Origin of the sequence: Gardnerella sp. DNF01189, from assembly GCF_049244195.1 — a bacterium.
Taxonomy (GTDB): Bacteria; Actinomycetota; Actinomycetes; order Actinomycetales; family Bifidobacteriaceae; genus Bifidobacterium; species Bifidobacterium swidsinskii.
This window is the reverse complement of record NZ_CP058385.1, coordinates 1,068,357-1,081,210: the sequence shown is the minus strand read 5'-3', so window position 1 is coordinate 1,081,210 and position 12,854 is coordinate 1,068,357. Positions and strand designations below refer to the sequence as shown.

The window sequence follows — 12,854 nt, the reverse complement described above, 5'->3', positions numbered from 1 at the left end:
CAAATGTTGATTCGTAAGTGGCGAGTAATCAATATTTTCAGCAAGAATTGAGACGATTTGGAATATTATAACTGAACTTTATAACTCAAAACTACGTAACAATAAGGTAAAGAGATGGTGAAACATCAGCCTTATGTCACTGCAACATTGTGGATTTATCGAACTAAAACTTGCGGTAGCACAGGGCAATAATCAAAGGAGATATGATGAATTATCCAATTATGCGTCGAGGCGTAAAGATTGCTTGCGCGGTTGCAGCAGCATCTGCACTTATTGTCAGCATGAGTGCATGTGGTAGTACTAATGGTGGCGATAAAGTCGCATTGCTAGTTTCTACTTTGAACAATCCGTTCTTTGTGGATTTGCGTGATGGTGCCCAAGCTGAAGCAAAGAAACTTGGTGTTGATTTGCAAGTTTCCGACGCTCAGAATGATTCTGCAAAGCAGCAGGATCAAGCGCAGAATGCTCAATCACAAGGTGCAAAAGTTGTTATTATTAACCCTGTAGATTCTGATGCTGCTGGTCCTGCAGTTGCCCCGTTGCTAAGCGCGAACTTGCCTGTGATTTCTGTTGACCGTTCTGTAACTGGTGAAAAAGTTACTTCGCATATTGCTTCCGATAACGTTGCTGGTGGTGCTCAGGCTGCTGACACGCTAGCTAATAGTATGGGCGAAAAGGGTGAAGTTTTGATTTTGCAAGGTATTCCTGGAGCGGCTTCTACTCGCGACCGTGGCAAAGGATTCAAAGATCGTATTAAGAAATATTCAAATATTAAAGTTGTAGCAGAACAAACTGCTAACTTTGACCGTGCTGAAGCATTAAATGTGGCTACTAATTTGTTGCAATCGCACCCGAATGCAACCGGCATTTACGCCGAAAATGACGAGATGGCATTAGGTGCCATTCAAGCATTAGGAGCTAAAGCTGGTAAAGAAATTAAAGTAGTCGGTTTCGATGGCACTGCTGACGGTATGAAAGCTATTAAGGCCGGCGCAATGGCTGGAACAATTGCTCAGCAGCCAAAGGAACTTGGTCGTTCTGCCGTTGCTGCTGCTGTAAAAGCTATTAAAGGGCAAAGTGTTCCAAAGACTGAACCAATTACTGTGAAAACAGTGACAGTAAAGAATGTGGGTGATTTTGAGTAATACATATTTTGCATAAAACTATGTAATTCTGTATATAAACATTAAAGTTTATGTTGAGTAGTTTTATGGATTAATATAGCTAATGCAAAATTTATATGGTGTTGAGAGCATTCATGATGCTTTCGTGAAAATAATCGCAACAGTAAAATTTATTAATACCGTATGCTTTAGTGTTCTCAACGCCATTGTTTTCTTAATAAGATTTTTTATCATATATGTTCGTGGTGGCGCACTTGTTATGAAGGTGATGATCATTGTTGATGTCACTTTCATGAGCCACGATATGGGGTGAATTATGTTAACTCATGGTATTTTGAACGCACAATTAGCAGCTGCTATTGCAAAATTGAGGCATAAGGATCAATTTGTTGTTTCTGACTGTGGCTTGCCTGTCCCAGCGGGCGTAGAAGTTATTGATTTAGCTTTGGTTTTTGGAATACCGCGATTTCCTGATGTGCTTGCGTCAATAAAGGATGATCTTGTTCTTGAGTCTGGTATTATGGCGGAAGAAGCTTGTGATGATGTTCCAGAAACATGGATCAAGGATTTGCTTGGTGTGCCATTGACTTATGTGCCGCATGATGGCGAACGAGGGTTTAAGGCTCTTGTTTCGCAAGCTAAATTCGTGATTCGAACGGGTGAGACTACTCCGTATTCTAACGTGTTGCTGCGTTGTGGCGTTCCATTCTAAGCTTTGTTTTGCGCAATATTTAGGGAGAATTATGTGTAGTTATCATATGCTTGACTCGTTAGAGAGTTTAGAAAAGATTAAAGTCATTCAGCCTGTTAACGTGGCTTTGCAACATGAGACATTGCCTGCGTTACGAAATATGAAGATGCCTACTGTAGCGATAGTTGGTTCTATGAATGCGGATTATACTATTGTTGCTAATCGTCTTCCTATGCCTGGTGAGACCATTAAAGGTAACGAAATACGAATACTGCCTGGAGGTAAGTCAGGTAATCAGGCAGTATCTGCTGCAAAGCTTGGTGCGCACGTATGTATGTTCGGTGCTGTAGGTGATGATGCTAATGCTGATTTTCTTACTGGTGCTTTGCGAGAATCTGGTGTTGATACGACGTATGTACGTCATGTACCCAATTGCAACAGTGGCGCAACAGTGATTACAGTGGATGCGCAAAGTGGCGAAAATACTATTGTTTATGCGCCTGGGTCTAACTCGCAAGTTGATATTGATTATATTCAGTCGCCATCTGTGCAAGCTGCTATTACTAATGCAAAAGTATTAGGGCTTTGCTTGGAAAGTCCATTAGAATCGGTTACGATGTGCGCTCGCTTAGCGCATGAGCATGGCGTAAAAGTTTTGCTTAATAATTCGCCTTTTTTGGATACATTACCGCAAGATCTTATACGATCTGCAGATATCTTACTGGTCAATGAGCATGAAATGGCACAGCTATTGCATATTTCAGAACCAGATAGCGGTGATTGGGATTCATTTGATTGGAAGCATACGCTTCATGCAATGCATGAGTTTGGCTTTAATGAGGCAATAGTAACACTTGGCTCACGTGGGTCTATGGTTTTGGATTATGCTGATAATTCGGTGCATCGAATTATGGCTCAGCATGTCAATGCCGTTGATACTACGGGTTGTGGCGATGCTTTTATGGGTACTGTGCTTGCGTGTTTGTCTGTGGATATGCGGTTGGTTGATGCAGCGTCACTCGCTTCTTATGTAGCTGCATATGCTGCTACTGGTTTTGGTGCACAAGCTTCTTACGGTACAGTTGCTCAAATTCGTCAATTTTTTCACTTGTAAGTAGGTGATGCATGCATAAATTGTAAGTATATTCAGTTGACGTTCGCGCCTTGCCGATGCGCAGAATTTTGACATTCTTCTAAAACTGTGTAATATGCTATAAAAACCAAAAAGCAGTTGGCTGATTTTAGTCACTACAATCAGCCTTACTGCTTTTTACTATATTTACAGTCGCTTCGACGAATTTTCATGTATGCACGAATTTCGCCTAAGCACATTTTTACCTAAAAGGAGGTGTCACTATGAGTGGCATGAAATATGCAATGATCGGTTCGGGAGCTATGGGATATCGCTATGGCGTTTTGTTGCAGGAAACGGCTGGCATTCATGTTGATTTCATTGATGCCTGGGATGAGAATGTGAATAAAGTTCGCGAGCAAGGCGGCGTAATGGTGAGCCGTGACCATGAAAACCGTCATTTGGTGCCGATTAATATGTATACGCCTGAAGATTATGACGGCGATCCAGACGTGTGGATTGTGTTTATGAAGCAAATGCAGCTTGCGGAAATGTTGGAGCGTTGTAAGCATCTGTTTAAAGAGCATCAGGTTGTGTTTGCTGCTATGAATGGCTGGGGTCATTTTGAAAAGTTGCAGCAGTACTTCCCGGATGATCATATTTACGGCGGAACTGCCATGATTGCAACCGTTTTGAACGGTCCAGGCGACGTTGATTTTATTGGTAAAGTTGGCGTTGGAACTATGAATATGTGCGCGTTGAACGAGCAGGTGAGTGACGTTGAGCTTGCTATGCGAGACGACTTTAAAGCTGCCGGATTGAATCCTACTATTACGGAAGATTTCAAGGGTACGTGCATGGCGAAGGTAGTTTTCAATTCCGTAGTTAACACTTTGTGCACAATGTATCAGATTCAAATGGGTCAGTTTATTTCGTACCCTGGGGCTATGGATATGGCTCAACAGCTTATTAACGAAGCGTACGACGTGTGCGATCGTGCCGGAATTCGTATGGTTAATACGCGTCAGCAGGAGCTAGAGGCTATCGATTACGTAAGTCGCGTTGCAAATCCTCTGCACTATCCTTCTATGTACCAAGATATGAGTCGCGGACGAAAGACTGAAGTCGATTACATTAATGGTTACATAGCAAAGCTCGGTCGCGAAAATGATTACGTTTGCCGCACTCACGAATTCTTAACTCACGGCGTACACTTAGCGGAACTTGCTTTTAAATTGCACCATCAGCAATGATTTGGAGAGCATTCTACAATTCGTAACATGAATGAGAAGGAGGCGCGGCTCGCGGTTTTTACTGCGGGTCGCTTTTTATTATCCGCGCGTAACATCTAATATGCTGATAAAATTTAGAGTCTAAAATAATAAATACTACTAAATAAATAAAATTATTTGTAATGAATAAAACTGTAATAAAAATACTTATTAACGTAAATTGATGGGGATTAAATGACTACTTTTGACAGAGCAAACTTGCCAGAATCCGTGCGCACAAACGGCGCTACTCCAAACCCTTGGTGGGCGAATGCAGTTGTGTATCAGATTTATCCACGAAGCTTCCAGGATACGAACGGTGACGGCATTGGTGATTTGAAGGGAATTACTTCGCGCCTTGATTATTTGGCTGATTTAGGCGTTGACGTGCTCTGGCTCAGCCCTGTTTACAAGTCCCCACAAGACGATAACGGCTACGATATTTCCGATTATCAAGATATTGATCCGCTTTTCGGAACTTTGGAAGATATGGACGAGCTGCTGGCTGGAGCTCACGAGCGCGGTCTTAAAGTCGTGATGGATTTAGTAGTAAATCACACTTCTGACGAGCACGCTTGGTTCCAGGCTTCAAGAGATGCTTTTAGTGATTACGCTGATTGGTATTGGTGGAGGCCTGCGCGTGAAGGTTGTGTGCCTGGTGAGCCGGGTGCGGAGCCGAATAAGTGGGGTTCGTATTTCGGCGGTTCCGCGTGGACTTACGATCCGAAGCGCGGAGAATACTTCCTTCACCAGTATTCGCCAAAGCAGCCAGATTTGAATTGGGAAAATCCCGCGGTTCGCGCTGCCGTGTACAAGATGATGAATTGGTGGATGGATTGCGGAATTGATGGCTTCCGCATGGATGTGATTACGCAAATTTCCAAGCATGTTGATTCTGAAGGTCGTTTGCCGGGTGAAGATGGCTGCCAAATTGAAGATTTGCCAGCTGGTGCTGACGGCTATTCTTCGCCATTCCCGTTCTGCTCGGACGGTCCTCGTTTAGACGAATTCTTGCGTGAGATGCGTGCAGAAGTTTTCGACGGTCGCGAAGGTTATCTTACTGTCGGCGAGGCTCCGGGAATTTCTCCGCACCGTAATACTTATATTACTGACCCTGCCCACAGCGAACTTGACATGTTATTCCTGTTCAATCATGTGGATATCGATTGCGAAAACGGTACTAAGTGGAATCCTGTGCCGCTAAAGCTTACGGCATTAAAGAGCGTGATGGCAGAGCAGCAACAAGCGGTAGCGGATGCTGGTTGGGCGAGCCTGTTCTTTAATAATCACGATCAGCCGCGTGCGCTTTCTCGCTGGGGTAGTGAGGCTAGCGAGGAGATGCGCGTGCGCTCTGCTAAGGCGATTGCCATGCTTCTTCACATGCACCGCGGCACGCCTTACGTGTACCAAGGCGAGGAAATTGGTATGACTAACGCGCACTTTACGCGTCTCGAGCAGTATCGCGATTTGGAAGCGTTGAATATGTTTAAGCAGCGCGTAGAAGAAGCGCATATTCAGTCTGCTGAGTCGATGATGGATGCGCTCGCAAAGCGCGGCCGCGACAATTCTCGAACTCCAATGCAGTGGAATGCTTCTAAATACGCGGGATTCATGCCTTTTAATGTTCAGTCGGTAAATAACGCAGAGCCGTGGATTAGTGTGAATCCTAATTATGTGGATATTAACGCAGCAGAGCAGATGGAAGATTCAGATTCCGTTTACGCTTTCTATAAGTATTTGATTGCGCTTCGTCATTCGGAACCGATTGTTTCTGCTGGTTCTTGGGATTTGGTTGATGCAGATGACGAGTGCGTGTATGCTTTCGTGCGCGAGCTTAAATCTGGTTGCGAAAAGCAGGAAGATTCTGCAGAGACTGCTGCGGAATCTGCTGCAAATTCCGCGGAATCTACAGAACGCATGCTCGTAATGGTTAATATGACTGACTCAACTGTGCCTATCCCTACGCAGAGCGCGCAATTATTGCAAAATTGCGCCTCTAACGCTTTTGTAGGGCGTGACGTAATGGTTACGACCTACGACGTGAATCACGCGCTTACATCGCTTAAAAACGGTACGCTTGCGCCTTGGGAAGGTATAGCTGTTACTTTGCAATAGTTTTAATAGCGTTAATTTGCAATAATCACTTTGCAATAGTTTCGTCTACTAACTTTGGCAGAGCTTTCGCAATATCTTCGCGAATAATACGCTCTGCCAAATAGTCGTATTGCGTAGAGCCCAGGTTCATTATCGTAATCGGCACTCCAGCGCGCGCAGCTAACGGCACGAGGCTGGCAGCTGGGAATACTTCCAGCGTGGAACCAATAACCCACAGCTCGTCCGCTTTAACTATTGCTTGCGCACTGCGTTCCATAGCACCTTCTGGAAGCGCTTCTCCAAAATAAACAACGTCTGTTTTTATGAGACCATTACAAGGCATATTGCTGCGGTACGGCAGAGTGCGCCTGCAATGCGGATCCGGGTGCTCATCTAAATCTGCCATAATATCGGCAGTTTTATAGCTCGCGTGGCAACTCATGCAGTGTGAGGTTCCAATGCTTCCGTGCAAGTTCACTATAATGTCTGGGTTATTGCCAGCTTTTTCGTGAAGTGCGTCAAAGTTTTGTGTGGCTATAAGGTCGAGCATTCCTGCCTTCTCGAGTTTTACAAGTGCTTTGTGTGCTGTTCCTGGCTGTGCGTTCCAAACGGGAGACTCTTTTTGCCAGCGCCAAGAGTAGACGCGTTCCTCTTTACTGCTTAAAAATGCGTCTATGTCATAAACGCTCATTTGCTCTGGGTGTTTAGTCCAAACTCCATCTGGACCGCGAAAGTCAGGAATGCCTGCGCTTGTGGAGATTCCTGCGCCTGTGAGCACAACAATGTGGTGTGCTTTATTGCTCGATTGCTTGTTGCTCATTCTTCTGCTCCTTCTTTTATTAATGTCTGTTAATACCCTATTCTTATTTTCTTATTTTTCTTTTTTCTTTATGCGCTTTACGCTTTTTGTGTTTTTATGTGCTTTGTATGCTTTATAAAAGTTTATTTAATAAGTATCTATTTATATAGGTATTTTTTATTCCGTATGTATTCCATATATCGCGCTCATATATTTTTGTGTATATCTAATCGTATATCTCATCTTTTTCTGCTTTTATTGTGTATTTTTCGCGTTGATTCTGTATTAATTGCGTTTTTTGCTGTTTTGTTTGGAGTATGGCGGTGCGACACTCCCGGTTTTGATGTTTTTGGGGCTATTCTTGATTATTTTTTGTTGGTTTTGATTATTGTTCCTGGTCTTGTGTTGGTTTTTTGGTGTTTTTTCGCGATTTTCGACACGCCGGTGTTTTGGCTTGTTTTCAATGGTTTTGGGGTGTTTGTTTTTGGTGGGTTTGCGTTTTAGCGTGGGTTGGTGTAAGTTTATCTCTTGCTGCTCAGCGCGGCTGGTTCTCCTCGGTTGAGGTTGATGAGCCGGCTGGTGTGGTGGTGGTTTGAGAACTCAAGAGCGTGTCTGTACTACTTATTAGTTAATTATTGCCAGTTCATTGCCTGCCTTGCAGATTGCAGGGTGCCTGAGAGATGGTTAAATGGTGGTGAGGTTTTTGTTGGGATGTTCTTTCCTTAAAGAATGTCTCGTCTTTTTCTTTTTAATATTGGAGCCTTTTGTTGGCTCTTCATTGAAGTTTTTTCGTGGAGGGTTCGATTCTGGCTCAGGATGAACGCTGGCGGCGTGCTTAACACATGCAAGTCGAACGGGATCTGACCAGCTTGCTGGTTGGTGAGAGTGGCGAACGGGTGAGTAATGCGTGACCAACCTGCCCCATGCTCCAGAATAGCTCTTGGAAACGGGTGGTAATGCTGGATGCTCCAACTTGACGCATGTCTTGTTGGGAAAGTGTTTAGTGGCATGGGATGGGGTCGCGTCCTATCAGCTTGTAGGCGGGGTAATGGCCCACCTAGGCTTCGACGGGTAGCCGGCCTGAGAGGGCGGACGGCCACATTGGGACTGAGATACGGCCCAGACTCCTACGGGAGGCAGCAGTGGGGAATATTGCGCAATGGGGGAAACCCTGACGCAGCGACGCCGCGTGCGGGATGAAGGCCTTCGGGTTGTAAACCGCTTTTGATTGGGAGCAAGCCTTCGGGTGAGTGTACCTTTCGAATAAGCGCCGGCTAACTACGTGCCAGCAGCCGCGGTAATACGTAGGGCGCAAGCGTTATCCGGAATTATTGGGCGTAAAGAGCTTGTAGGCGGTTCGTCGCGTCTGGTGTGAAAGCCCATCGCTTAACGGTGGGTCTGCGCCGGGTACGGGCGGGCTAGAGTGCAGTAGGGGAGACTGGAATTCCCGGTGTAACGGTGGAATGTGTAGATATCGGGAAGAACACCAATGGCGAAGGCAGGTCTCTGGGCTGTTACTGACGCTGAGAAGCGAAAGCGTGGGGAGCGAACAGGATTAGATACCCTGGTAGTCCACGCCGTAAACGGTGGACGCTGGATGTGGGGCCCATTCCACGGGTTCCGTGTCGGAGCTAACGCGTTAAGCGTCCCGCCTGGGGAGTACGGCCGCAAGGCTAAAACTCAAAGAAATTGACGGGGGCCCGCACAAGCGGCGGAGCATGCGGATTAATTCGATGCAACGCGAAGAACCTTACCTGGGCTTGACATGTGCCTGTCGACTGCAGAGATGTGGTTTCCCTTCGGGGCAGGTTCACAGGTGGTGCATGGTCGTCGTCAGCTCGTGTCGTGAGATGTTGGGTTAAGTCCCGCAACGAGCGCAACCCTCGCCCTGTGTTGCCAGCGGGTTATGCCGGGAACTCACGGGGGACCGCCGGGGTTAACTCGGAGGAAGGTGGGGATGACGTCAGATCATCATGCCCCTTACGTCCAGGGCTTCACGCATGCTACAATGGCCGGTACAACGGGATGCGACATGGTGACATGGAGCGGATCCCTTAAAACCGGTCTCAGTTCGGATCGTAGTCTGCAACTCGACTACGTGAAGGCGGAGTCGCTAGTAATCGCGAATCAGCAACGTCGCGGTGAATGCGTTCCCGGGCCTTGTACACACCGCCCGTCAAGTCATGAAAGTGGGCAGCACCCGAAGCCGGTGGCCTAACCCTTTTGGGATGGAGCCGTCTAAGGTGAGGCTCGTGATTGGGACTAAGTCGTAACAAGGTAGCCGTACCGGAAGGTGCGGCTGGATCACCTCCTTTCTACGGAGTTTTTGTGCACGCTCGGTTTGAGTGTGGTTACTGGTGTGGAAAACAATAGTTGACGTTTTTAGATGAGTTTGTTGGGCATGCTTTTGGGTTCCCGGATTGCCACCCCCCTTTGTTTGGGGTTGCGGTCCTTGACTCACAGGATTTCAGGTTGATGCTTTTGAGTGTTTGGCTTGGGTTTTGTGGTGTTGTGGTGGTTTGAGAACTGGATAGTGGACGCGAGTAAAATGCGAAACTTTTTTGTTTCGATTTTTTTGCTTTTATCAATTTCAACCGGCTCCTTTTGTTGGAGTCGCTTGATCGTTTTGTGATCGTTTAGTGTGATGATTTTTTGTCTAGAGAATTTTGCTGATGGGTTCTTACTTTAGTGTTTGTCACTGGTAAGGGCGTATGGTGGATGCCTTGGTAGACAGGACCGATGAAGGACGTGACGGGCTGCGATATGCCTCGGGGAGCTGCCGAGTGGGCTTTGATCCGAGGATTTCCGAATGGGGAGACCCGGCCACTGTTATGAGTGGTCACCACAGTTTTTGTGGGGGGTACGCAGGGAAGTGAAACATCTCAGTACCTGCAGGAAAGGATACTCCGTGAGTAGTGGCGAGCGAAAGCGGATCAGGCTAAACCGGGTGCGTGTGATAGCCGTCAGGTGTTGCGCATTCGGGGTCGTGGGATGGACTGTTCAGCCTCTGACGGGGTTGAGGAGAGTGATAAAATGTCGTGCTAGGTGAATGGGATTGAATTCCCAGCCGTAGAGGGTGATGGCCCCGTAGCTTGTCGTGCGATGTCTCTTTATGTTTATTCCCAAGTAGCGCGGGACTCGTGGAATCCCGCGTGAATCTGCCCAGACCGTTGGGTAAGCCTAAGTATTCCTGTCTGACCGATAGTGTACTAGTACCGTGAGGGAAAGGTGAAAAGCACCCCGGGAGGGGAGTGAAATAGTTCCTGAAACCGTGCGCTTACAATCCGTCGGAGCCTTCTTTGTGGGGTGACGGCGTGCCTATCGAAAAATGAGTCTGCGAGTCAGTGGTATGTGGCGAGGCTAACCCGGGTGGGGGAGCCGTAGCGAAAGCGAGTTTTAAAAGGCGTTTGAGTCGCATGTCCTGGACCCGAAGCGGGATGATCTAGCCCTGAGCAGGTTGAAGCGCGGGTAAGACCGTGTGGAGGACCGAACCCACCTAGGTTGAAAACTGGGGGATGACTTGGGGTTAGGGGTGAAAGGCCAATCAAATTCCGTGATAGCTGGTTCTCTCCGAAATGCATTTAGGTGCAGCGTCGTGTTATTGCTTACAGGGGGTAGAGCTACTGGATGCTTGCGGGCCCATACCGGGTACCAATAGCAGCCAAACTCCGAATACCTGTTAGGTTTATCACGGCAGTGAGTCGGCGGGGGATAAGCTCCGTCGTCAAAAGGGAAACAGCCCTGATCGTCGTCTAAGGTCCCGAAGCGCGTGCTAAGTGGGAAAGGATGTGGAGTCGCATAGACAGCCAGGAGGTTGGCTCAGAAGCAGCCATCCTTGAAAGAGTGCGTAACAGCTCACTGGTCTAGTGGTTCCGCGCCGACAATGTAGCGGGGCTTAAGCACGCCACCGAAGACGCGGCTGCATGATTTGTTTCATGCGGGGTAGGAGAGCGTCCTGTATGGGGTGAAGCGGCAGTGTGAACTTGTCGTGGACTTTACAGGAGTGAGAATGCAGACATGAGTAGCGAGAGACGGGTGTGAATCCCGTCCGCTGAATGACTAAGGGTTCCGGGGCCACGTTCGTCGTCCCCGGGTGAGTCGAGTCCTAAGGCGAGGCCGACAGGCGTAGTCGAATGGATGAACGGGTTGATATTCCCGTACCGGTGTTACACCGTTCGAACTGAATCTGAGAGTACTAACCTTCATTTGCTGGTTGATTGCCTTTCGGGGTTGTTGGCTGGTTTGTGTTGGGACTGTATCGGTAGTAGGTTAGCGTGGGAGTGACGCGGGTAGGTAGCCGGCTGCGGAGGTGGTTTTCCGTGGCTAAGCGTGTGGGCTGTCTCCTAGGTAAATCCGGGGGATGTTAAAGCTGAGGCGTGATGGGTAGGCTGTAAGGCTGATTCCGGTGATCCTGCTTGCCAAGAAAAGCTTCAACGTGAGGTGTGATTCCGCTCGTACCCTAAACCGACACTGGTGGTCTGGTAGAGTATACCGAAGCGATCGGGCGAATCCTGGCCAAGGAACTCGGCAAATTACTCCCGTGCCTTCGGCATAAGGGAGACCCCTGATGGTGATGTTTTTTACAAGCGGAGCTGTTGGGGGTGGCACAAGCTAGGGGGTAGCGACTGTTTACCAAAAACACAGGAGCGTGCGAAGGCGTAAGCCGCTGTATACGCTCTGACGCCTGCCCGGTGCCGGAAGGTTAAGAGGATCCGTTAGCTTCGGTGAAGCGGTGAATTTAAGCCCCGGTAAACGGCGGTGGTAACTATAACCATCCTAAGGTAGCGAAATTCCTTGTCGGGTAAGTTCCGACCTGCACGAATGGCGTAACGACTTCCCCACTGTCTCGGCCAGGAGCCCGGCGAAATTGCAGTACGAGTAAAGATGCTCGTTAAGCGCAGAAGGACGAAAAGACCCCGGGACCTTTACTATACCTTGGTATTGTCGTTAGGTGTGGATCGTGTAGCATAGGCGGGAGGCTGTGAAGCGTGGGCGCTAGCTTGCGTGGAGTCGACAGGTGAAATACCGCTCTTTCCATATCTGGCGTCTAACCTCGACACGTTATCCGTGTCAGGGACAGTGCCTGGCGGGTAGTTTAACTGGGGCGGTTGCCTCCTAAAGAGTAACGGAGGCGCTCAATGGTCCGCTCAGCCCGGTTGGCAATCGGGTGTTGAGTGTAATCGCACAAGCGGGCTTGACTGTGAGACTGACGGGTCGAGCAGGGACGAAAGTCGGAGATAGTGATCCGGTGCCGGCGTACGGACGTGGCATCGCTCAACGGATAAAAGGTACCCCGGGGATAACAGGCTGATCATTCCCAAGAGTCCATATCGACGGGATGGTTTGGCACCTCGATGTCGGCTCGTCGCATCCTGGGGCTGGAGCAGGTCCCAAGGGTTCGGCTGTTCGCCGATTAAAGCGGCACGCGAGCTGGGTTCAGAACGTCGTGAGACAGTTTGGTCTCTATCCTCTGCGCTCGTTGGAATGTTGAGGAGACCTGCCCATAGTACGAGAGGACCTGGGTGGACGAACCTCTGGTATGCCGGTCGTCACGCCAGTGGCGCTGCCGGTTAGCTACGTTCGGAAGGGATAACCGCTGAAAGCATCTAAGCGGGAAGCCTGCTCCAAGATAAGCATTCCTTGCACTTTAGTGTGTGAGCCCCCATGTAGAACACGTGGTTGATAGGCTAGATGTGGAAGCCCTGTAAGGGGTGGAGCTGACTAGTACTAACGGGCGATGGTGACATTCTTCCTCACTTTTGTGAGTGGGGAGGGTGAGTTTCTCATGAGTATTATTCTTCTA

7 protein-coding genes and 2 rRNA genes are annotated in these 12,854 nt (G+C 48.2%); 8 read left to right on the top strand and 1 reads right to left on the bottom strand.

Annotated elements, in window-relative coordinates:
• The first annotated feature begins 206 nt into the window (after positions 1 to 206).
• The 5 genes from HXT41_RS04275 (at position 207) to HXT41_RS04255 (ending at position 6,273) form a co-directional block, all read left to right on the top strand.
• The gene (locus HXT41_RS04275; protein WP_410309431.1) at positions 207 to 1,145 is read left to right on the top strand and encodes a D-ribose ABC transporter substrate-binding protein; all 939 of its coding nucleotides are present in this window, start codon (positions 207 to 209) and stop codon (positions 1,143 to 1,145) included.
• Between the two features lie 295 nt (positions 1,146 to 1,440).
• A complete protein-coding gene (gene rbsD / locus HXT41_RS04270) occupies positions 1,441 to 1,836 on the top strand; it encodes a D-ribose pyranase (protein ID WP_004109421.1) in 396 nt (131 codons plus the stop codon).
• A gap of 46 nt (positions 1,837 to 1,882) precedes the next feature.
• Positions 1,883 to 2,929, top strand: coding sequence for a ribokinase (locus tag HXT41_RS04265; RefSeq protein WP_004109420.1), 1,047 nt, complete (start codon positions 1,883 to 1,885; stop codon positions 2,927 to 2,929).
• A 242-nt stretch (positions 2,930 to 3,171) separates the two neighbouring features.
• Positions 3,172 to 4,140 (top strand): ketopantoate reductase family protein, encoded by a 969-nt coding sequence (locus HXT41_RS04260; RefSeq protein ID WP_012914555.1) that lies wholly within the window; start codon positions 3,172 to 3,174, stop codon positions 4,138 to 4,140.
• 213 nt (positions 4,141 to 4,353) lie between these two features.
• Positions 4,354 to 6,273 (top strand): alpha-glucosidase, encoded by a 1,920-nt coding sequence (locus HXT41_RS04255; RefSeq protein WP_102703275.1) that lies wholly within the window; start codon positions 4,354 to 4,356, stop codon positions 6,271 to 6,273.
• 25 nt (positions 6,274 to 6,298) lie between these two features.
• Here HXT41_RS04255 and HXT41_RS04250 read toward each other — a convergent pair whose 3' ends face one another.
• Complete coding sequence (locus HXT41_RS04250; protein ID WP_012914553.1) at positions 6,299 to 7,072, bottom strand: SIR2 family NAD-dependent protein deacylase; 774 nt, start codon at positions 7,070 to 7,072, stop codon at positions 6,299 to 6,301.
• Between the two features lie 428 nt (positions 7,073 to 7,500).
• Between HXT41_RS04250 and HXT41_RS04245 the strand changes: the two genes are divergently transcribed.
• From HXT41_RS04245 to HXT41_RS04235, 3 genes are all read left to right on the top strand, one after another.
• Entirely contained in the window at positions 7,501 to 7,647 is a 147-nt protein-coding gene (locus HXT41_RS04245; protein ID WP_162861153.1) for a hypothetical protein, read from the top strand.
• 192 nt (positions 7,648 to 7,839) lie between these two features.
• Positions 7,840 to 9,366, top strand: a 16S ribosomal RNA gene (locus HXT41_RS04240).
• Positions 9,367 to 9,742: 376 nt separating this feature from the next.
• A 23S ribosomal RNA gene (locus HXT41_RS04235) occupies positions 9,743 to 12,801 on the top strand.
• Together the 16S and 23S rRNA genes form the textbook arrangement of a ribosomal RNA operon.
• The last annotated feature ends 53 nt before the right edge of the window (positions 12,802 to 12,854 follow it).